The sequence below is a fragment of the Caballeronia sp. AZ1_KS37 genome, assembly GCF_023631165.1.
Taxonomy (GTDB): Bacteria; Pseudomonadota; Gammaproteobacteria; order Burkholderiales; family Burkholderiaceae; genus Caballeronia; species Caballeronia zhejiangensis.
Window position 1 is genome coordinate 141,354 of the sequence record NZ_JALQDP010000001.1, and the last position, 21,761, is coordinate 163,114.

Consider the following 21,761-nt stretch of genomic DNA (forward strand, 5'->3'; position numbering starts at 1 on the left):
TTGGAGGTCGCTACGTTCGGCCGGGTTTGCGATGCACTGCGCGCGCGACGGTCGTTGCATGAGAAAGACGCCGTGCTGATCCGACGCGCACGAAAAGCAAAAAGCCCGGTCAGCTTTCGCTAACCGGGCTTCGTAATGCTTGGTGGGGCGTGAGTGACTCGAACACTCGACCTACGGATTAAGAGTCCGCTGCTCTACCAACTGAGCTAACGCCCCAACAGAAGCGAAATTATAGCGGGAGCTTTTGCAGAAGCGCAAGCCCTCGCAGCGAAAATTCTTAACTTTCTGACGAAACCGTCCCTGAAGGGCGTCTGCGAGCGCGCGACGCCCCGGTATCATGACGCATCTTCAGCCACCGCATCGCGAAAGAAGAACCATGGACGAAACCGCCATCCGCGCCTTGCTCGACGACATCCTCGCGCCGTGGGTCAAGGAACTGCGCCTCGCGCCCGAATCCATCGCCGAAAACGCCGTCACGCTGCGCTTGCCGTATTCGGATCATCTGCGTCACGCGGGCGGCGTCATCTGTGGGCAAGTTTTCATGGCCGCCGCCGACACCGCGATGGTCATCGCCGTCTCGCACATTCTCGGCGGGTTCCAGCCGATGACCACCGTCTCCCTCAACACCACATTCATGCGCCCGGTCAAAACCGGCGACGTGCTGATCACCGCGCACATCCAGCGTCGCGGCCGCAATCTCGTCTTCGGCGAAATCGAGATGCACGACGAACAAGGCGAACTCGCCGCGCACGCCACGACTACCTACGCGCTCATCAACAAGTGAACGACAAATAAATGTTCGACCAAGTCGTATTCGCCGGCGGCGGAAACCGCTGCTGGTGGCAAGCCGGCTTCTGGGACGTCATCCAGCCGGAACTGGATCTCAGGCCGCGCATCATCGCGGGCATATCGGCGGGCGCGGCCACGGCGTGCATGCTCTACACGAACCAGTCGCGCTGGGTGATGGACTACTACGCCCACGCCCTGCGCGACAACACGCGCAACGCCTACTGGGGCAACCTGCTGCGCGGCCGATCGGTGTTTCCGCACTACCGCATCTATCGCCAGGCGCTGCTCGACATCTTCGCGAACCGCTTCCACGAACTCGCGTCGGCGCCCGAGATCCGCATCGGCGTGTCGCATCTGCCGCGCTGGCTCGGCGCGCGCAGCGCGGTCGCGGCGGGCCTCATCGCGTACAACATCGAAAAATACGTGCGCAAGACGCTGCATCCGACGCTCGGCCAGGCGCTCGGCTTTCATCCGGAATTCGTGAAGGCGCAGGAATGCGCGACGATCGAAGATCTCGCCGATCTCATCCTGCAATCGTCGAGCACGCCGCCGTTCACGCCGATCCTCCGGCGCAACGGCCGCCCGGTTCTCGATGGCGGCATGGTCGACAACGTGCCCGTCTCCGCGCTCGATCCATCGCCGGGACTCGTCCTCGTGATGGTCACGCGCCTCTATCCGCGCGAGCGCATGTTCGTCGTGCCGCACGGCGAGCAGAAGCGCCTTTACATCCAGCCGTCGCGCAAAGTGCCGATTTCGAGCTGGGACTATACGAGTCCGGCGCAAATGCAACATGCTTATGATCTGGGCCGCGCGGACGGCGAAGACTTCCTGGAACGTCTTCCGCGCCTGATGGAAACCGCTTCGCATCTCGCTTGAGGAGCAGACCGTGGCGAAGAAACACACGTACGAACTGACCGTCGACTGGACCGGCAATCTCGGTTCCGGCACATCGGCTTACGACGCGTATTCGCGCGATCACCTCGTGCGCGTCGGCACGAAGACGGCGATCGAGGCGTCGAGCGATCCGGCGTTTCGCGGCGATCCCGCGCGTCACAATCCCGAAGAGTTGTTCGTGGCGTCGCTCTCGTCGTGCCACATGCTCTGGTATCTGCACTTGTGCGCGACGAACAAGATCGCGGTGACCGGTTATGTCGATGAAGCCATCGGCACGATGCAGGAGGAGTCGAAGGGCGACGGACGTTTCGTCGATGTGCTGCTGCGTCCGAAGGTGACGATCGGCGCGGGCAGCGACGCCGGTCTCGCGGCGCGCCTGCACGAAGAGGCGCACCGCTTTTGCTTCATCGCGAACTCGGTGAATTTTCCGGTGCGCTGCGAGCCGTCGATCGAAATGTCGACGCTCTGATCTTCGCCGCGACGAAACTCAACGGCGGCGCGCGTGGTGAAGCGCTTCCTTGTTGAAAACGCTCGAGGTATCGCCCGCATCGAACGCGAGGATGTTCCTGAACGCCGCGCCGAAATACAGCTCGTAACTCTCGCGCTCCACATAGCCGATGTGCGGCGTGCAGATCACGTTCTCCAGACGCAGCAGGCCGTAGCCTTGCAGAATCGGCTCGCTTTCGAACACATCGACGGCGACCATGCCCGGCCGGTTGTGGTGCAGCGAGTTGAGCAGCGCGTTCTCTTCGAGCAGTTCGGCGCGGCTCGTGTTGACGAACAGCGCGGTCGGCTTCATACGCATCAGATCGTCCTGCTTGACGATGCCAGTCGTCTCGTCCGTCAGACGCAGATGCAGCGTGAGCACGTCGCTCTGTTCGAAAAGCGCCTCGCGGCTTTCGGCGACCGCGAATCCATCTTCGCGCGCGGCGCTTGCCGAATGCTCCCGTCCGTAGACGAGCACGTTCATGCCGAACGCTTTGCCGTAGCCCGCGACGAGCTTGCCGATCTTGCCGTAGCCCCAGATGCCGAGCGTCTGTCCGCGCAACACTTGGCCCAAGCCGAAATTCGGCGGCAGCGCCGATGTCTTCAACCCCGACTGCTGCCACGCGCCTTGCTTCAGGTTTGCGACGTACTGCGGAATGCGCCGCTGCGCCGACATGATGAGCGCCCACGTCAGTTCGGCGGGTGCGATCGGTGAACCTGTGCCTTCGAGCACTGCGATGCCGCGTTCCGTGCACGCATCGATATCGATATGCCCGCCGCCCGCGCGTCCCGTCTGGCTGATCATGCGCAGTTTCGGACATTTGTCGAGCAGTTGCGAGCTGATGCGCGTGCGTTCGCGAATCAGCACGAGCGCGTCCACTTCCGAGAGTCTGCTGGCCAACTGTCCGAGACCGCGCACCGTGTTATTGAAGACCTTCACCTCATGGTCATCGAGCAGATGGAAGCAATCGAGCTTCCGGACGGCATCCTGGTAGTCGTCGAGAATGGCGATTTTCATGGGCATTGGGTGGCTTTTGTTAGGCATCAAACGTGCTGCTTTTTAATCGAAGGCGAGAATGTAGCGCTAAGTTCGGGTAAATACCGATAAATTGCGCTCTATTCGTCGTTATTGCGCTGCATCAACGAGTTCATGCAATGCAGTGTTATGCTTGACTCCCATTTTTCAGGAGTCTCGTCAGGCCGCGCCAAAATAAAGAAATTCGGCACAAGTAGCGGAAAACACGATGATCCGCGAGGAGACAGGCCACTTAGTATCTCTTTTTAACAGTTTGTTCCTTTGCGACGCAAGCCGCGAAAAGGTACGGTTTGCTGCGTAAGGATTCATGCCCGTGACGCCGCATTGGCTCGCGAACCGCATTTCGTGCGATGAAAGCGCGTAAAGCAGCGCTGCAAAATGCACGAAAGCGCCCGGCGGTTCGAGTCGCACACGCCTCTCGCATGCAGCGTCAGTGGGGCCATTGGTTTTCATTGCAGAAGAACGGAGACAGCTCGATGAACCAGCCCGCAGTAGTCGAAGACAACCAAAAAAACGCCGTCGAAATCGAAGCGCCGGCCTATGTCCGGCACCGAAGACTCATCGAATGGGTCCAGCAAATCGCGGCCCTGACCAAGCCGGATCGCATCGAATGGTGCGACGGGTCGCAGGAAGAATACGATCGGCTCTGCCAGCAGATGGTCGAAGCCGGCACGATGAAGAAGCTCAATCCCGAGAAGCGCCCGAATTCCTTCCTCGCCTGCTCGGATCCCTCGGACGTGGCGCGCGTCGAAGATCGCACGTTCATCTGCTCGCAGCGGCGCGAAGACGCCGGCCCCACGAATAACTGGATCGATCCGCAGGAAATGCGCGTCACGCTCGACGGCCTGTTCGACGGGTCCATGCGCGGCCGCACGATGTATGTCGTGCCGTTCTCGATGGGCCCGCTCGGCTCGCCGATCGCGCATATCGGCGTGGAATTGTCGGACAGCCCGTATGTCGTGACGAACATGCGCATCATGACGCGCATGGGACGCGCCGTGTACGACGTGTTGGGCGAGAACGGCGAGTTCGTGCCGTGCGTGCATTCCGTCGGTGCGCCGCTCGTCGATGGGCGCAAGGACGTGCCTTGGCCGTGCAACGACACGAAGTACATTGTCCATTTTCCCGAAAAGCGCGAAATCTGGAGCTTCGGCTCGGGATACGGCGGCAACGCGCTGCTCGGCAAGAAATGCTTCGCGCTGCGCATCGCCTCGACGATGGGCCGCGACGAAGGCTGGCTCGCCGAGCACATGCTGATTCTCGGCGTGACCTCGCCGCAGGGGCGCAAGTATCACGTCGCGGCGGCGTTTCCGTCGGCGTGCGGCAAGACCAACTTCGCGATGCTGATTCCGCCGAGCGACCTGAACGGCTGGAAGGTCACGACCATCGGCGACGACATCGCGTGGATCAAGCCGGGCCGCGACGGGCGTCTCTACGCGATCAATCCGGAAGCGGGCTATTTCGGCGTCGCGCCCGGCACGAGCGAAAAGACCAACTTCAACGCGATGGCCACGTTGAAGGAAAACGTGATCTTCACGAACGTCGCGCTGACCGACGACGGCGATGTCTGGTGGGAAGGCATGACCGACACGCCGCCCGCGCATCTGATCGACTGGCAGGGCCGCGACTGGACGCCGGCAATCGCGAAGGAAACCGGCGCGAAAGCCGCGCATCCGAACGCGCGCTTCACCGCGCCGGCGTCGCAATGTCCGTCGATCGATGCCGATTGGGAAAATCCGGCCGGCGTGCCGATCGATGCGTTCATCTTCGGCGGACGCCGCTCCAGCACCGTGCCGCTCGTCACCGAAGCGCGCGACTGGAAGGAAGGCGTCTACATGGCCGCGACGATGGGCTCCGAAACCACCGCCGCCGCCGCGGGGCAACAAGGCGTCGTGCGCCGAGATCCATTCGCGATGCTGCCGTTCTGCGGCTACAACATGGCCGATTATTTCGGCCACTGGCTGAAAATGGGCGAGCGCCTCGAAGCGACGAACGCGAAAGCGCCGAAGTTCTTCTGCGTCAACTGGTTCCGCAAGGGCGACGACGGCAAGTTCGTGTGGCCGGGCTTCGGCGAAAACATGCGCGTGCTGAACTGGATGATCGGCCGTATCGAAGGCACCGCGAAGGGCGAGGAGCACGCGTTCGGCATTTCGCCGCGCTACGAGGACATCGACTGGGGCGCGCTCGGCTTCTCGCGCGAGCAGTTCGAGCAGGTCATCTCCGTCAGCGATGCCGCCTGGCGCGACGAACTCGCGCTCCACGACGAGTTTTTTTCGAAGCTCAAGCACGGTTTGCCGGAAGCTCTGCCGGACGCCAAGGCCGGTATGGAGAAGCGCCTCGCCGCATAAGCGTCGCATCCGGCGCGCTCGCGCGCCGGATTTATATCGAAAACTGAATCAATCCCTTTTTATCGGGCCCGCAGCGACGGGCCCGATTTGCTCCTCGCGTACACCGCCGAAATTGACGCGGCAAGTGCTTTCAAAATTCCATCAATCGGATTGCACTGATCTTGGTGTTGTGCAAATCGCAACAATCGGTGATCTTTCATCCGCGTAACGCGCCTAACATCCAGATTTTTTTCGATTTTTTTGTGCTTCCGGGCAACTTCTGCACAAAAACGCCGGTCCTAGGATAATCCTGAATTGCTTTGCAGCAGAATTCGAGCCGTCTAGCGGCAGGAGTTGTCTTATGGATCATTTGCAGTCGATGAGAGTATTCGTCCGCGTCGCGGATCTCGGGAGTTTCGCCCGTGCCGCAAGCGCGATGGACATCTCCAATGCGGTGGCTACGCGGCACGTCGCGGACCTGGAAGGACGCCTCGGCACGCGCTTGCTCAACCGCACGACGCGCAGCCTCTCGCTCACCGAGTCCGGCCAGGTTTATCTGGAGCGGGCGCGGCAAATTCTCGACGAACTGGAAGACGTCGAACAAATGGTGGTGGCGCGCAATCACGAACCGCTCGGTTCGCTCAGGATCGTCGCGCCCGTCGTGTTCGGTCTGCATAATCTCGCGCCCGTGTTACAGACGTATGCGCAGCGTTATCCGAAAGTCGTGCCGGACGTGACGCTGGTGGATCGTCAGGTCGATTTGGTCGAGGAAGGCTTCGATGTCGGCATCGTGATCGCGCGGCAGGTGAAAAGCGCAAGCGTCGTCACGCGGCGTCTGACGACGGGCTGCATGACTGTCTGCGCGACGCCCGCGTATCTCGAAACGCACGGCACGCCGACGCGCCCCGAGCATCTGCTCGAGCATCCGTGCCTGAGCTTGCCGTCGGAATACTGGGGCGACGAGCGCGTGTTCACCGGTCCGGAAGGCGAAGTGCGTGTGCGGCCGCAGAACGTGATCATCGCGAACAACACGGAGATGCTGCGGCAGTTCGCGCTGCTCGGCATGGGCATCGCGATTTTGCCGAGCTATTTGATCGGCAACGACACGACGCGCGGCCAGCTCGTGCGTCTGCTCGGCGACTATCAATTGCCGCAGGTCGAGATCAACGTCGCGTATCCGAGCCGCCGTCATTTGCCGGCGAAGGTGCGGACGTTCATCGATCACCTCGTCGAGCATTTCAGCCAGACGCCGAATCATCAACTCGGCGAGCAGTGGATTCGCGATGGCCGCGGCAGGCCGGTGGCGCATTCGCACTACGAGCACGCCGACGAACCGGCGACGCCCGCGCCGCGCGCGCGCCCGATCGACGGCGAGCTCGCGCCGAAGCTATCGAAACCGTCGCGTACGCGAGGGCGTGTGCCGGCGGCATCGCCTTTCTGAAAGGCTCGCGCCAGGCGCAAATAAAAAACCCCCGCGACGTTTCTCGCGGGGGTTTTTCTTTCTGACGGACTCCGAGAACGATCAGCTCGTCTTCTTCGCCGGAGCTTTCTTCGCTGCCGCCTTCTTCGCGGGCGCTTTCTTGGCTGCAGTCTTCGCGGACGTGGTCTTGGCGGCGACTGCGACATCGCTGTCGCCGTTGTCGTCGCCGCTGTCGGCTTGAGCTTCCGCTGTCGCGCCGCGCTTCGCCGCCGTCTTCGCGCCCGGTTTGGCCTCTTTCTTCTCGAATTCGAAGCCGATCTTGCCATCCGGCTGCTTCACGAGGAATGCCTTGAAGTTGCGTCCGGTGCGCGACGACTTGAAGTTCGTCAGCAGATCGGTGCGGCCCGCGCCCAGCAGCTTTTCCATCTGTTCGCGGGTGATTTCCTGCTGAAGGATCACCTTGCCGGAGCGGAAGTCGCAAGTCTTCGGATTCGACACCGAGTTTTCGCACACATAGCTCATGCCGTGTTCGAACACGCGCGACTGGCATTTCGGACATGCGCCGACCGGCGTCTGCTCGGAGAAATCGGGCGGTTCGCCGTCTTCGCCGCCGGAATCCTGACCGAAGTCGAATTCGAGCTTGTAGTTCTTGATTTCGTCGTCCAACGCGAGCTTGAGGATCGCCGAGAACGGACGGCCCATCTTGCTGCGAAAGCCCGACAGCGGCCCGATGGTCTTCTCGCGCAGCAATTCCTCGACTTCAGGAATCTCGAACTGACGTCCGCCCGGAATCTTCGAAATCGAAAACTCGCACTTCGTGCACGCGAACCGGCGATAGTTCTCCTTCACCTGCGCGCCGCAATTCGGACACGGCGTTTCGAGCGTCGCGTAATCGCCGGGGATCGTGTCGGAGTCGTACTCTTTCGCGCGTTTGACGATGGTTTGCGTCATGCGCGCGATTTCCTGCATGAACGCATCGCGATGCAGGTTGCCGCGCTCCATCTGCGAAAGCTTGTGCTCCCACTGGCCCGTCAATTCGGGCGCGGTGAGCTCCTCGACGCCGAGACCGCGCAGCAAGGTCATCAGCTGGAATGCCTTGGCCGTCGGGATCAGCTCGCGGCCTTCGCGCACCATGTACTTCTCGCCGAGCAGACCTTCGATGATCGCCGCGCGCGTCGCCGGCGTGCCGAGACCTTTCGCGGCCATCGCGTCGCGCAGTTCCTCGTCTTCGACGAGCTTGCCCGCGCCTTCCATTGCCGAAAGCAGCGACGCCTCGTTGTAGCGCGCGGGCGGCTTGGTCACGAGACCGTGCGCCTCGACCTTTTCGACATCGACCTTTTCGTCCTTCTGCACCGGCACGAGATTGCCTTCCTCGCCCGCGGCTTCGCGGCCGTAGACCTGCAGCCAGCCGGGCTCGACCAGCACCTTGCCTTCCGTCTTGAAGTGATGCCCGGAAACTTCGGTGATGCGCGTCGTCACGAGATATTCGGCCGCCGGGAAAAACACCGACAGGAAGCGCTTGACGACGAGGTCATACAGCTTCTGCTCGGGCTCGGACAGCGCTTTGGGCGCCTGCAGCGTCGGGATGATGGCGAAGTGGTCGCTGATCTTCGAATTGTCGAAGATGCGCTTGTTCGGCTTCACCCAGCCCTTGTCGAGCACCTGCTTCGCGAACGGCAGATAGTTGTTGCTCTCCTTGAGCATGGTCATCGTGTCTTTGACCGTGTTCAGGTAGTCCTCGGGCAGCGCGCGCGCGTCGGTACGCGGATAGGTGAGAACCTTGTGCTTTTCGTACAGCGCTTGCGCGAGGCCGAGCGTGTTCTTCGCCGAAAAGCCGAAGCGGCTGTTGGCTTCGCGCTGCAAGCTGGTCAGATCGAACAGCAGCGGCGACATTTGCGTCGACGGCTTCGATTCCTCGGTCACGGTGCCGGTCTTGCCGCGGCAGGCCGCGACGATGGATTCCGCCGCCGGCAGGCTCCACAGGCGCGAATCGCGCTGCTCCGGATCGTTTTCGACGCGCTTGAACTTCGGATCGAACCAGCGGCCTTCGTACAGGCCCTTCGCGGCGATGAACTCGGCGCGCACTTCCCAGTAATCGCGCGGCACGAATCGCCGAATCTTCTCTTCGCGTTCGACGACGATCGACAACGTTGGCGTCTGAACGCGGCCGACGGTCGTCAGGAAGAAACCGCCGCCCTTGCTGTTGAACGCGGTCATCGCGCGCGTGCCGTTGATGCCGACGAGCCAGTCCGCTTCCGAGCGGCAGCGTGCGGCGTCGGCGAGCGGCTGCATGTCGGCGTCGCTGCGCAGGTTCGCGAAGCCTTCGCGGATCGCGGCGGGCGTCATCGACTGCAGCCACAGGCGCTGGACCGGCTGCTTCGCCTTCGCATGCTGCGCGATCAGACGGAAAATCAGCTCGCCCTCGCGCCCCGCGTCGCATGCGTTGATGAGGCGGTCGATATCTTTTCGCTTCATCAGCTTCGTCAGCACCTTGAGGCGCGACTCGCTTTTCGCGATGGGATTCAGGTCGAAATGCGGCGGAATGACCGGCAGATTGGCGAAGCTCCATTTGCCGCGCTTGACGTCGTACTCCTCGGGCGCCGCGATCTCGAGCAGATGGCCGACCGCGGACGAGAGCACGTAGTCGTCGCTCTCGTAGTACTCGTCATGCTTGGTGAAGCCGCCCAGCGCACGCGCGATGTCGTTCGCGACGGAAGGCTTCTCAGCGATGATCAGGGCTTTGGACATGACTCAAAAGGGTTGGTAACTGGCAGCGGCCCGGTTTGGACTGCTTTAACGACCGCTTTATAGCACACGCTTTGCGCGGCGGGCGCCGAACCGCGAATCCGGGCGTTTCGATATCCGGCCCGCGAAGCGCGTTGCGACAGACGCGAAAGGTGCGTTTCGCGGGCGTCGCAATCAGGCCGTAGCAAGCGCCGGGCGCAGTTTCGGCGCACCGACCATGCCCGGCAGCGCGGTCAGATCGGTGAGCATCCGGTCGACGATGGAAGCCTGCGGCAGAACCGTGCCGAAGAATCGCGTCGTGACCGAGTCCTCGATCAGGATGGTAGGAAAATTTTCCACGTCGAGATCGTCGAAACGGTCGGCGTGATTCTCGATGTCGATCCACGCGAAGCAGACGTCCGGATGCGCGTCCGCCAGCTTGTCGAACCCTTCGCGATACTCGCGGCACGTTCCGCACCATTCCGCGCACAGGCAGGCGACGAACAGCGTGCCGGGCACGGCGATGCGTTCCGCGATGAGATCGGCGTCGGTATCGAGATTCAGCGCGGACATGACGGGTGCGAGATCCTTATTGGTATCGGCTGCGGGGACGGCTCATTTTTCCGCGAATGTAGCACGACGAGGAATCACGAGCGCTGCACCGCCGCGTAGCGACCGCCCGCGAGCGCGGCCACCTGGCCCGACAATTCGAGCTGCAGCAGCGCGCCTTGCAACGCCGCCCCGTCCAGATCGGTGCGCGTCGCGAGGATTTCAAGCGTCGCGGGCGCATGGCCGAGCGCGCCGAGCACGCGCGCGGCATCGGCGTTCATCGGCGTGTCGTGCAACGCCGCCGATGCCCACGATGCGCTCACCGGCCGCAGCCTCCCGCGCTTTGCCGCCGACCCCGCCGCGCTTGCCTGCGCCGACGAGAAACCGAACTCTTCGAGCACTTCTTCCGGCGTTTCGACGAGCTTCGCGCCCTCCTTTATCAGCCGATGACAACCCTGCGAAAGCGGCGCGTGGACGGAGCCAGGCATCGCAAAAACATCGCGCCCCATTTCGTTGGCGAGCCGCGCGGTGATGAGCGAGCCGGAGCGCATCGCGGCTTCGACGATCAGCACGCCGCCCGACAATCCCGCGATCAGCCGGTTGCGCTGTGGGAAGTTGGCGGAGCGCGCGGGCGTGCCGAGCGGCCATTCGGAGAGCATCGCGCCGTCGCGGGCGATTTCGTGCGCGAGCGTGTGATGCGCGGCGGGATACACGAGATCGGCGCCCGTGCCGATGACCGACACCGTGCCGGTCGCACCCTCCAGCGCTCCGCGATGCGCGGACGCATCGATGCCGAGCGCGAGCCCCGACACGACCGCAAGTCCCGCATCCGACAGCACGCGGGCGAAGCGGCGCGCGTCCTCCAGACCTTGCGGCGTCGCATGCCGGCTGCCGACGATGGCCACCGCGCGCGCCTGCAGCAGATCGAGCCGGCCCTTCGCATAGAGCAACGGCGGCGGATCGGGCATCGTCAGCAGCGCTTGCGGATAGGCGGCGTCGGCGAGCGTCAGGACGTGGTTGCCCGGTTCGGATGCCCACGCCAAAGCCGCTTCAATATAGTGGTCGAACGAAACGCCTTCGATGTCCGCGGGTGGCGCGAGCACGGCTTCGGCTGTGCGGGCGTCGGTGGTTTCCGCGAGCGTCGCAAAACTCTCCCACAAAACCTCGCGCGGACCGCCGAAAGTACCGAGCAACGTGCGCAGCGCGAGCGGGCGCAGCCCTTTGGCGTGCGCGAGCCGCAGCCAGGCGCGCAGTTCGTCGGCATCGAGTGTGGAGGCGGCTTCCTCGGTCGGCAGGTCGGCGGTCGTCATGTTAAGATTTTTGATCCGGAATAGATAAAGAAAGGTCGCTCAGGCACGTTTGAAAGCCCGCAGCGACGCCCATCGGCCGCTTGCCGGCGGCGTTGAATCCACTGGATTCACCCGCATATCTTCGGCATGCCGCCCCATTACCCGCAACCTGGCCGAATGGCCGATTTACACGCGTCGCGGCGCGCGTAGACAATCCGAATCATGGCTCTGCTCAAGATACTCAACTACCCGGACAAGCGTCTGAACAAGGTGGCGAAACCTGTCGCCGTGGTCGACGACCGCATCCGCAAGCTCGTCGCCGACATGGCCGAGACGATGTACGCCGCGCCCGGCGTCGGCCTTGCCGCGACGCAGGTGGATGTGCACGAGCGCGTGATCGTGATCGACGTCTCGGACGCGCACGACCAGCTGATGGTCTTCATCAACCCTGAGCTCGTCTGGACGAGCGAGCAGAAGAAGGAATGGGAAGAGGGCTGTCTTTCGGTGCCGGGCATTTACGACTTCGTCGAGCGCCCTGACAAGGTGCGCGTGAAGGCGCTGAACGAGAAGGGCGAAACCTTCGAGCTCGATTGCGACGGCTTGCTCGCGGTGTGCATCCAGCACGAGATGGATCATCTGGCTGGCCACGTTTTCGTGGAATATCTGTCGACGCTTAAGCAGACGCGCATTCGCGGCAAGATGAAAAAGCTGGAAAAGGCGCTGTAACCGATGACTCAATCGCTGCGCGTGGTTTTCGCCGGTACGCCGGAATTCGCTGCCGCCGCGCTCGCGGCCATTCATGCAGCCGGTTTTTCCGTGCCGCTGGTTTTGACGCAGCCCGACCGGCCCGCCGGACGCGGCATGAAGCTGACCGCCAGTGCGGTCAAGCGCTTCGCCGTCGAGCATGGTCTGAAGGTCGCGCAGCCAACGTCGCTGCGTCGCGCGGGCAAGTATCCGCAGGAAGCGGCGGAAGCCATCGATTTGCTGAAGGCCACGCCGCACGACGTGATGGTCGTCGCCGCATACGGGCTCATCCTGCCGCAGGAGGTGCTCGATATTCCGCCGCGCGGCGCGATCAACATTCACGCTTCGCTGTTGCCGCGCTGGCGTGGCGCGGCGCCGATCCATCGCGCGATCGAAGCGGGCGACGCAGAAACCGGCATCACGCTGATGCAGATGGACGCCGGCCTCGACACCGGCGCGATGATCCGTGAGGCGCGCACGCCGATTCTCGCCGACGACACGACCGCCACGCTTCACGACAGGCTCGCGCAGATTGGCGCGGAGTTGATCGTCGCCGCGCTGCGCGATCTCGAACGCGATGGCGCATTGCCGTCCACGCCGCAGCCGGACGAAGGCACGACCTACGCGGAAAAGATCGCGAAGAACGAAGCCGCGCTCGACTGGCGTCGTCCGGCGGAAGAGCTCGCGCGCCAGATTCGCGCGTTCGATCCGTTTCCCGGCGCGTTCGGCACGCTCGACGGTGCGCCGATCAAGATCTGGGCGGCGCAACCGGTCGACGGTGCGGGCGAACCGGGCGCCATCGCCGATGTTTCCCCGGACGGTATCGTCGTTATGTGCGGCAGCGGCGCGCTCAAACTCACGCAACTTCAGAAACCGGGCGGCAAGCGCTTGCCCGCGCGGGAATTTCTCGCGGGCGCGCCGCTCGCGAAGGGCCAGCGTTTCACGCTGCAGTGAAGGACGGCAGGACAGACGCAGCGCTAAAATAAATCGTTGTCAACGCGCGCCTGTCTGTCTGGAGTTTTTCGATGCTCGGCATTACCGGTTTCACCTTCTTTCTCGTCGCCGTCTTTCTTCTAAACGTCACGCCCGGCCCCGATACGGCTTACATCGTCGGACGCAGCGTCGCTCAAGGACGCGGCGCGGGCATCGTTTCGGCGCTCGGGATTTCCGCTGGCTGCATCGTCCATACGCTCGCGTGCGCCTTCGGGTTGACGGCGATTCTCGCTGCATCGGCGACGGCGTTCACGGTCATCAAGATTGCCGGCGCGATTTATCTGATTTATCTCGGCGTGCGCCTCATTTTCGCGAAGCACGACGACACCGAAACCGCGCGCGAGACGCAAAACGAAAAAGCCACGCCGAAATCGCTCGGCCAGCTTTTCGCGCAAGGCTTCGTCACGAACGTGTTGAATCCGAAGGTCGTGTTGTTCTTCGTGTCGTTCTTTCCGCAGTTCGTCGCCGCCGACAGCCAGCACAAGACGCTCGCGTTTCTCGCGCTCGGGGTCGTGTTCATCGCGATGAGCACGGTCTGGAACAGCTTCGTCGCGTGGATCGCGGGCAGCGTCACCGAGCGCTTCGCGGGCAAATCGGGCGTGAAGAAGTGGCTGGATCGCGGGGTCGGCAGCGCGTTCGTCGGACTCGGTATCAAACTCGCGACGACGCATCGATAAATCGCGCAATCTCGGATTGAATTATTGCCGGCTGCCACTATCTAACATTTTGCTTACAATTGTCGTCCCGGTCATGTTGGCCGGGGCAACCGCGCACTTCGCGCACTGCATACAGGGAGAGGAGCTCCGGACATGTTCAACTGGGTCAAAACCGCGATGCTGATGGCTGCGATCACGGCCCTCTTTGTCGTGATCGGCGGAATGATCGGCGGATCGAAGGGCATGATGCTCGCGCTGATCGTCGCGCTCGGCATGAATTTCTTTTCGTACTGGTTCTCGGACAAGATGGTCCTGCGCATGTACAACGCGCAGGAAGTCGACGAAACCACCGCGCCGCAGTTTTATCGCATGGTGCGCGAGCTCGCGACGCGCGCTCAATTGCCGATGCCGCGCGTCTATCTGATCAACGAAGACGCGCCGAACGCGTTCGCCACGGGCCGCAATCCCGAGCACGCGGCGGTCGCGGCGACCACGGGCATTTTGCGCGTGCTGTCCGAGCGTGAAATGCGCGGCGTGATGGCGCACGAACTGGCGCACGTGAAGCACCGCGACATCCTCATCTCGACCATCTCCGCGACGATGGCCGGCGCGATCTCCGCGCTCGCGAACTTCGCGATGTTCTTCGGCGGTCGCGACGACGAAGGTCGTCCGGCGAATCCCATCGCGAGCATTCTGGTGGCAATTCTCGCCCCGATCGCGGGTGCGCTGATCCAGATGGCGATTTCCCGCGCGCGCGAATTCGAAGCCGATCGCGGCGGCGCGGAAATTTCGGGCGATCCGCAAGCGCTCGCGAGTGCGCTCGAGAAGATTCACGCATACGCGACCGGCGTGCCGTTCCCGACCGCCGAGCAGCATCCGGCGACTGCGCAGATGATGATCATGAATCCGCTGTCGGGCGGCGGCATCGCGAATCTGTTCTCGACGCACCCGGCGACCGAAGAGCGCGTCGCCCGCCTGATGGAAATGGCGCGCACCGGCCGCTTCTAAAACCTGCAACGTCGTAAAGCAAGGCCGTTCCGGTTACGCCGGAGCGGCCTTTTTCCTGTTCGGCCGCCGCCGTCCGGGCGCGCAATTCCCGCACGTTACAATTCCCCGTTCGCGCGAACTCTGCGCGTCGCCGTTGACCGTCCCCGTTTCGCCATGACCGACAACCCTTCCCGCCGGCCCGCCGCCGCGCATTTCCGTCTGAGCGCGATGCGTCTCGCGCCCGATTCGCTCGCGTTCGCGCTCGACAGCGCGGCGCAGGCCGTCGGCGCGGTGCGCGCTGGCTCGGCGCTGCCGGCGGCGTTGCAGACGGTCGTCGCGTCGGCGAAGCACGCGAGCGCGCGCGGGGCGGTGCAGGACATCGCGTATCGGACGATGCGCCGTCTCGCGCTCGCCGATGCGCTGCTGCACAGGCTCGTGAAGAAGGCGCCGCCGCCGCATGTGGCGAACGTGCTCGTCTGCGCGTTCGCGCTGCTGACCGACGACGAAGCGCATGCCGCTTACTCGCCCTTCACCGTGGTCGATCAGGCGGTGAGCGCGATCGCCGCGCGCCGCGAATTCGCGTTTGCGAAGGGCCTGGTGAACGCGGTGCTGCGCAATTTTCTGCGTGAGCGCGACACGCTGATCGACGAAACGCGCACAAGCGAAGTCGCGCGCTGGAATTATCCGCAATGGTGGATCGACGCGGTGAAGCGCGGCCAGCCGGATGCCTGGGAGCGCATCCTCGAAGCGGGCAACGCGCAAGGTCCGCTCACGCTTCGCGTGAACGCGCGGCACGCGAGCGTCGACGACTATCTCGCGCGCCTCCGCGACGCGCATATCGAAGCCGACGCCGCCGGCCTGCACGCGGTGCGCCTGAGAACGCCGATGCCCGTCGATCGCATTCCCGGGTTCGACGAAGGCGTCGTGTCGGTGCAGGACGCCGGCGCGCAGCTCGCCGCGCAACTGCTCGGCGTGAAGGACGGCATGCGCGTGCTCGATGCCTGCGCCGCGCCGGGCGGCAAGACGGGCCACATTCTCGAACTCGCGAACGTCGATCTGATCGCGCTCGAAAGCGACGCCGAGCGTTCTGGCCGCATCGGACAAAACTTGCAGCGTCTGAAACTCGACGCGCAAATCAAGATCGGCGACGCGGGCGATCCCGCGCAATGGTTCGACGGCGCGCCCCTCGACCGCATTCTCGCGGACGTGCCGTGCTCGGCGTCGGGCATCGTGCGGCGTCATCCGGATATTCGCTGGCTGCGGCGCGCATCGGATATCGATGCGCTCGTCGCCGAGCAAAGGCGCATCGTGAGCGCGCTGTGGCCGCTCGTCGCGAAGGGCGGCGAGCTGCTCTACGTGACGTGCTCCATCTTTCCCGAGGAGGGCGAAGAGCAGGCCCGCTGGTTTGGAACCGCACATGAAGATGCGGTACGATTGGACGCGCCGGGCCAATTGTTGCCGACAGCGGCGCGCGCAAGCGCGGTCGCGGCGCAAGGTTCACCGGACAGTACAAATCTCGCGAGCCCGCATCGGGACGCGGAGACTCTCGCGGACCACGACGGATTCTTCTACGCGCGCTTTCAGAAACGGTGACGATCAAACGCTTTTTTCCGCTTCGGCTCGCGGCCGTCATCTGGACTGCGCTGACGCTCTGGCTGACGTTCGCCGCGGCCGATTCCGCGTTCGCCGAGACGATCGCCGTGCAGCGCGCGTCGCTGCAAGCGGACAATGCCGGCTGGAGCTTGGACGCGCATTTCGACTTCGACCTGAACAACAGCCTCGAAGATGCCGTGAACCGCAGCGTGCCGCTCTATTTCACGATCGACTTCAACCTGTCGAGACCGCGCTGGTACTGGTTCGATGAAGAGCCGGTCAACGTGTCGCAGAGCATCCGTCTGTCATTTCAACCGCTCACGAACGAATATCGCGTGTCGACGGGCGGCCTGCAGTTGCGCTTCGCATCGTTGAACGAAGCGCTCGCGGTCATCAAGCATGTGACTTCGTGGCATGTCATCGACCGTAATCAGGTGCATGGCGGCGAAACCTATACCGCATCGGTGCGTATGCAGCTCGACATCGCATTGATGCCCAAGCCGTTCCAGATCGACGCGGTGAACAATCGCGACTGGAACCTTTCCTCGGACTGGAAGCGTTTTACTTTTACGGCGGCAGAACGTGCGAAATAGATTTCGACGCGGCCGCACGGACATGAAGAGTTTCGTCGTCCGCTTGCTGGTCTCCACGGTGGCGCTCACGGCAGTCCTGCTGCTCGTGATGCTCGCGCTCGCGAGCGCGAACACCGAGTTCTTCGACCGCTACTACGGCTGGCTCTACGCGGCGAATGTCGCGGTGGCGATGGTCTTCATGCTGATCGTCATCAGCCTGTTCATCATCATCGTGTCGAGGGTGAGGCAAGGGCGCTTCGGCACGCGCCTGCTCGCCAAGCTCGCGTTCATCTTCGCGCTCGTCGGCGTGGTGCCGGGCGCGATCATCTATGTGGTTTCGTATCAGTTCGTGTCGCGCAGCATCGAGTCGTGGTTCGACGTGAATGTCGAAACCGCGCTCACCTCCGGTCTGACGCTCGGGCGCGGCATGCTCCAGACATCGCTCGCCGATTTCAAGAACCGCGGCCGGCAGATGAGCGATCAGCTCGCGAGCGCCGATCCATCGAGTCTCACGCTGTCGCTTTTGCGGCTGCGCGATCAGTACGGCGTGCAGGACGCCGTCGTGTTCGAGCGGCCGCGCGATCAGTACAACCGCGAGGATCTCGCGGCGAACAACAGTTCGCAACGCGTGCCCGGATTGCGCACGGTCGCGCAGGCATCGGGCAATTACTACGCGCTCCTGCCGGCCAACGAGCCGACCGGCACGATGCTGCGGGAGGCGCAGGATCATCCGTACGGCGCGATCGAAGGCGAGATCGACGGCGATCCGAAATCGAACGGGCCGAAGGGCGCATTGCGATTGCGCGTGCTCACGAAGATTCCCGATCCGACGACGACCACGGAATTTCAGCACGTCGACCGTTTCCTGCAGATCGAGCAGCCCGTGAGCCAGGAGCTCGCGCGCAACGCCGACGCCGTGCAGCGCGCGTATCGCGAATATCAGGAGAAGCGGCTCGGGCGCACCGGCTTGCGCAAGATGTATATCGGCACGCTGACGCTCGCGCTTTTTCTCGCGACCTTCATCGCGATGATGCTCGCGCTCGCGCTCGGCAATCAGCTCGCGCGGCCGTTGTTCCTGCTGGCGCAGGGCACGAAGGAAGTGGCCGAAGGCGACTACACGCCCAAACGCGAGATCAATTCACGCGACGAACTCGGCTTTCTCACGCAGTCCTTCAACGCGATGACGCGCCAGCTTTCCGAGGCGCGCGCGGCGGTCGAGAACAATCGCATCGCACTGGAGCATTCGAAGGCGTATCTGGAGAGCATTCTCGCGAACCTCACCGCGGGCGTGTTCGTGTTCGACCGGCAGTTCCGTCTCTCCACCGCGAATCGCGGCGCGGAGCGCATCTTCCGCCAACCGTTCTCCGCGTTGCTCAATCAGCCGCTCGATCAGATCGAGGTGCTCGCCGAGTTCGGCGCGATGGTCAAAAAGGCGTTCGCCGAGCGCGACGCGGCGGCGGTCGGCAGCGATCATCCTGTCGGCGATCGCGGTCACTGGCAGCAGCAGGTCGCGGTGACGGTGCCGGGCGAGAGCGATCCGCTCACGTTGCTCGTGCGCGGCACGCAGTTGTTGAGCGTGACCGAGAGCGACACCGACGACGCGGAAACCACGGGCTACGTCGTCGTGTTCGATGACATATCGGATGTCATCTCCGCGCAGCGTTCCGTCGCGTGGGGCGAAGTCGCGCGGCGTCTCGCGCACGAGATCAAGAATCCGCTTACGCCTATTCAGCTTTCAGCCGAACGTCTGCAGATGAAGCTCGCCGACAAGCTCGCGCCGCCGGATGCGGACGTGCTGAAGCGCGCATCGACGACCATCGTCAATCAGGTGCAGGCGATGAAGCAGATGGTCGACGACTTCCGCGAATACGCGCGCACGCCGCCCGCGGTGCTCGGCAATCTGCAACTGAACGATCTCGTCGCGGAAGTGCTGACGTTGTACGGCATCGAGGACGGCAAGACGCCGATCAAAGTCGATCTCGCGAAGCTGCCGGTGATACGCGGCGATGCGACGCAGATCCGCCAGGTCATCCACAACTTGTTGCAGAACGCGCAGGATGCGGTGGCCGAAGTCGCGGAGCCGCGCGTGCTGCTCGAAACGAGGACAGTAGAATATGGCGAGCCCGATGCATCGGGTCATGCGCGCGTCGCGGTTCGCCTGACTGTGTCGGACAACGGCTCGGGCTTTCCGGCGCGTATTCTTTCGCGTGCTTTCGAGCCTTACGTGACGACGAAAGCGAAAGGCACGGGCCTGGGACTTGCGACCGTGAAGAAGATCGTCGACGAGCACGGCGCGCGCATCGACATACGCAACCGCTCGAAGAGCGCGGATGTGATCGAAGGCGCGCAGATATCGATTCTGTTTCTACAACTCGCGGACGATACCGCGGCGCCCGGCGCGACGCCTGGCTCCGGTGCGCCGGCGAATCATGGAACGACAAAAGCAACAGTGCAGACAAGGGCAGCGTAAATGGCAACCATCCTGGTGGTAGACGATGAAATGGGGATCCGGGAACTGCTCTCCGAGATCCTGAGCGACGAAGGCCATGTTGTGGAAGTGGCGGAAAACGCGCAGCACGCGCGCGACTACCGTCTACAGCAAACGCCCGATCTCGTTTTGCTCGACATCTGGATGCCCGATACCGACGGCGTAACGCTCCTCAAGGAATGGGCCGCGCAGGGCAAGCTCACGATGCCGGTCATCATGATGTCGGGGCATGCGACTATCGACACGGCCGTCGAGGCGACGAAGATCGGCGCGCTCAACTTCCTCGAAAAGCCGATCGCGCTGCAGAAACTGCTGAAGGCCGTCGAGCAGGGACTCGCGCACGGCACTGCGGCGGCGCCCGCGGCGACGGCGGCGAAGCCTCCGTCGAGCGTGAACGCATCGGGCGTGCCGGTCGCGGCTGCGCTGCCGACGGCATCGGCGCTGAATGCATCGAACGATGCGGCGGCGAGCGGCGCGGCGCAGAATCAGCCTGGGCAGACGGCGTCGATCTCGTTCGATATTCCGTTGCGCGACGCCCGCGATGCGTTCGAACGCGCGTACTTCGAATATCACCTTGCGCGCGAGAACGGCAGCATGACGCGCGTCGCCGAAAAGACGGGGCTGGAGCGCACGCACCTGTATCGCAAGTTGAAGCAGCTCGGCGTCGATCTTGGGAAGAACAAGAACGAGGTGTGAGCGCGGCCCCGGACATTTTCAGAAAAATGCGCAAAGGGGCTTGAGGCGCGGGATAGTCTCTGCTATAGTTTCACCTCTTCGTTGGCCCGGTAGCTCAGTTGGTAGAGCAGCGGATTGAAAATCCGCGTGTCGATGGTTCGATTCCGTCCCAGGCCACCAGAATGCAAGAAGCCCGAGAGTGTTATCGCTCTCGGGCTTTTTCATTTTCCGCATGTGAAAAACGCGCAGTCCGTGTAAGCCGACTGCGCGTTTTTTTTTTCAGCGATCCGGCGCTTACTTCGGATTGGCCGCGACGAAATTCTTGAACGCGGTGTAAGACGCCTTCTGCGTTTTGCCGTCGTTCTTCAGCAGGCCGTACGCGCCTTCGCCGCCAGCCGGATCGTCATACAACTGGTACGTCTGAATCGCCTGGATGTTGTACTTCGGCGCCAGCGCGACGAACTGCGCCATCATCTTGTTGCCGACGAGATACGACGCGATCTGCTGATCCGAGCCATACCACGGACGCACGCCGTATTCGTTGAGCCAGATCGGCTTGCCGAACTGCTGCAGTGTTCCGAGTACGTCATGGCAACCCGTGCCGCCGCACGCGTTGGTGATGTCGCCCATATCCGAATACCAGTGCCACGCGGTGATGTCCCAGTTCACGACCGGGTGCCCCGTCGTGCCGTCCGGCTGGGTGCCGGCCGCGAGCATCTGATCCACGGCGTAATGCATCCACGTACCGCCGCCCATGATGATCTTGCCGTTCGTATCGACCGACTTCACGCCGGCGATCATGCCGCGAATGACGCCGCGCGCGATCTGAAATTTCGCGTTGTCGAACTGCTGCGGATAGACGCCGTCGACGTTGTTGTAAATCGTCATCGCGTCGAGTTCGTTCGACACTTCGTAGTACGGGTACTTGTAGGCGGTGGCCGTCCAGACGCCCAACTGATAGCCGGCGTTATACGCGTCGGTCTCGGTGTTGAAGTCGATGCTCATCAGCATGACGGGATACACGGTCACGCCGCCCGCTGCCATCGTCTTCGCGATGCCTGCCAGCTTGTTCGCCGATGACTGGTTGTACACCTCGTTCCGATACAGCTTCACGCCGAGATCCTGCAACTGCGAGAGCTGCACTGCCGGGCTGGAGATGTCGTACGCGCCGCCTTCGTTGTTGTGACCGTTGGCGCCGTAGAAGATCGTGCTCGTGGTTGTCGCGGCCGCCGCCTTGCGGCTCGCCGCGGCTGTGGTCGATGCGGTGTCGAGCGCGTCGTTGCCGCCGCCTCCGCACGCTGCCAGCACCACGCTGGTTGCCACGGCAGCGGTGATAAGGCTCGCCTTGGGTGCCCGTAATGCGTCAATGACGCGCAAGCTGGTCTGAATGTATTTTTTCATTGTATGTACTACTGATGGAGATGTTGTGTATCGGTGAAGTAGGTACGTCTTCAGGAGCGCCGTGAGCCGAAAGGGCGGATCGGAAACGGACCTGCGGTCCCGCTTAACCCTGCGGGAGGGTTTCAAGCCGAGTAACTT

General features: G+C 63.0%; 18 protein-coding genes and 2 tRNA genes. 14 read left to right on the plus strand and 6 right to left on the minus strand.

The features are described from left to right. Positions 1–140: 140 nt before the first annotated feature. A tRNA-Lys gene (locus NCS00_RS00660) sits at positions 141–216 on the minus strand. 160 nt (positions 217–376) lie between these two features. Between NCS00_RS00660 and NCS00_RS00665 the strand changes: the two genes are divergently transcribed. The 3 genes from NCS00_RS00665 to NCS00_RS00675 are packed head-to-tail and all read left to right on the plus strand — an operon-like array spanning position 377 to position 2,152. Beyond that, positions 377–784: a PaaI family thioesterase gene (locus NCS00_RS00665; protein ID WP_250438783.1), complete on the plus strand. Its 408-nt coding sequence runs from the start codon at positions 377–379 to the stop codon at positions 782–784. An 11-nt stretch (positions 785–795) separates the two neighbouring features. Further along, positions 796–1,665, plus strand: coding sequence for a patatin-like phospholipase family protein (locus NCS00_RS00670; protein WP_034470311.1), 870 nt, complete (start codon positions 796–798; stop codon positions 1,663–1,665). Positions 1,666–1,675: 10 nt separating this feature from the next. Next, positions 1,676–2,152, plus strand: a complete 477-nt coding sequence (locus NCS00_RS00675) for an OsmC family protein (protein WP_175979696.1) — start codon at positions 1,676–1,678, stop codon at positions 2,150–2,152. Between the two features lie 18 nt (positions 2,153–2,170). Here NCS00_RS00675 and NCS00_RS00680 read toward each other — a convergent pair whose 3' ends face one another. Further along, positions 2,171–3,187, minus strand: a complete 1,017-nt coding sequence (locus NCS00_RS00680; RefSeq protein WP_008352199.1) for a D-2-hydroxyacid dehydrogenase family protein — start codon at positions 3,185–3,187, stop codon at positions 2,171–2,173. A gap of 494 nt (positions 3,188–3,681) precedes the next feature. Between NCS00_RS00680 and NCS00_RS00685 the strand changes: the two genes are divergently transcribed. Both NCS00_RS00685 and NCS00_RS00690 read left to right on the plus strand, forming a co-directional pair. Next, entirely contained in the window at positions 3,682–5,553 is a 1,872-nt protein-coding gene (locus NCS00_RS00685; RefSeq protein WP_250438786.1) for a phosphoenolpyruvate carboxykinase (GTP), read from the plus strand. Positions 5,554–5,893: 340 nt separating this feature from the next. Continuing rightward, positions 5,894–6,973, plus strand: a complete 1,080-nt coding sequence (locus NCS00_RS00690) for a transcriptional regulator GvmR (protein WP_008352196.1) — start codon at positions 5,894–5,896, stop codon at positions 6,971–6,973. An 81-nt stretch (positions 6,974–7,054) separates the two neighbouring features. Here NCS00_RS00690 and NCS00_RS00695 read toward each other — a convergent pair whose 3' ends face one another. The 3 genes from NCS00_RS00695 to dprA form a co-directional block, all read right to left on the minus strand. Then, positions 7,055–9,700, minus strand: coding sequence for a DNA topoisomerase III (locus tag NCS00_RS00695; RefSeq protein ID WP_034470315.1), 2,646 nt, complete (start codon positions 9,698–9,700; stop codon positions 7,055–7,057). A gap of 171 nt (positions 9,701–9,871) precedes the next feature. Then, positions 9,872–10,249, minus strand: a complete 378-nt coding sequence (locus tag NCS00_RS00700) for a thioredoxin family protein (protein ID WP_175979698.1) — start codon at positions 10,247–10,249, stop codon at positions 9,872–9,874. Between the two features lie 74 nt (positions 10,250–10,323). Next, positions 10,324–11,535: a DNA-processing protein DprA gene (gene dprA, locus NCS00_RS00705; protein WP_250438789.1), complete on the minus strand. Its 1,212-nt coding sequence runs from the start codon at positions 11,533–11,535 to the stop codon at positions 10,324–10,326. A gap of 201 nt (positions 11,536–11,736) precedes the next feature. Here dprA and def point away from each other — a divergent pair, with 201 nt between their 5' ends. The 9 genes from def to NCS00_RS00750 all read left to right on the plus strand — a co-directional run bounded on the left by def (position 11,737) and on the right by NCS00_RS00750 (position 20,402). Next, a complete protein-coding gene (gene def, locus NCS00_RS00710) occupies positions 11,737–12,240 on the plus strand; it encodes a peptide deformylase (protein WP_008352192.1) in 504 nt (167 codons plus the stop codon). Positions 12,241–12,243: 3 nt separating this feature from the next. Continuing rightward, entirely contained in the window at positions 12,244–13,212 is a 969-nt protein-coding gene (fmt, locus tag NCS00_RS00715) for a methionyl-tRNA formyltransferase (RefSeq protein ID WP_250438791.1), read from the plus strand. Between the two features lie 71 nt (positions 13,213–13,283). Continuing rightward, a complete protein-coding gene (locus tag NCS00_RS00720) occupies positions 13,284–13,928 on the plus strand; it encodes a LysE family translocator (RefSeq protein ID WP_008352189.1) in 645 nt (214 codons plus the stop codon). Between the two features lie 132 nt (positions 13,929–14,060). Further along, on the plus strand, positions 14,061–14,915 hold the full coding sequence (gene htpX / locus NCS00_RS00725; protein WP_008352188.1) for a zinc metalloprotease HtpX: 855 nt from the start codon (positions 14,061–14,063) through the stop codon (positions 14,913–14,915). 153 nt (positions 14,916–15,068) lie between these two features. Beyond that, complete coding sequence (gene rsmB / locus NCS00_RS00730) at positions 15,069–16,487, plus strand: 16S rRNA (cytosine(967)-C(5))-methyltransferase RsmB (RefSeq protein WP_250438793.1); 1,419 nt, start codon at positions 15,069–15,071, stop codon at positions 16,485–16,487. Then, entirely contained in the window at positions 16,484–17,080 is a 597-nt protein-coding gene (locus NCS00_RS00735; protein WP_008352184.1) for a DUF4390 domain-containing protein, read from the plus strand. Before rsmB ends, NCS00_RS00735 begins: the two co-directional genes overlap by 4 nt. A 22-nt stretch (positions 17,081–17,102) precedes the next feature. Further along, positions 17,103–19,529 carry a sensor histidine kinase gene (locus NCS00_RS00740; RefSeq protein ID WP_175979703.1) on the plus strand — a complete coding sequence of 809 codons (2,427 nt, stop codon included), beginning with the start codon at positions 17,103–17,105 and terminating at the stop codon, positions 19,527–19,529. Next, positions 19,530–20,243 (plus strand): response regulator transcription factor EsaR, encoded by a 714-nt coding sequence (gene esaR, locus NCS00_RS00745; protein ID WP_250438795.1) that lies wholly within the window; start codon positions 19,530–19,532, stop codon positions 20,241–20,243. Between the two features lie 83 nt (positions 20,244–20,326). Further along, positions 20,327–20,402 (plus strand) — tRNA-Phe (locus NCS00_RS00750). 114 nt (positions 20,403–20,516) lie between these two features. Here the strand turns inward: NCS00_RS00750 and NCS00_RS00755 are convergent. Beyond that, positions 20,517–21,545: a lipopolysaccharide biosynthesis protein gene (locus NCS00_RS00755; RefSeq protein ID WP_250438797.1), complete on the minus strand. Its 1,029-nt coding sequence runs from the start codon at positions 21,543–21,545 to the stop codon at positions 20,517–20,519. Positions 21,546–21,761 lie beyond the last annotated feature (216 nt).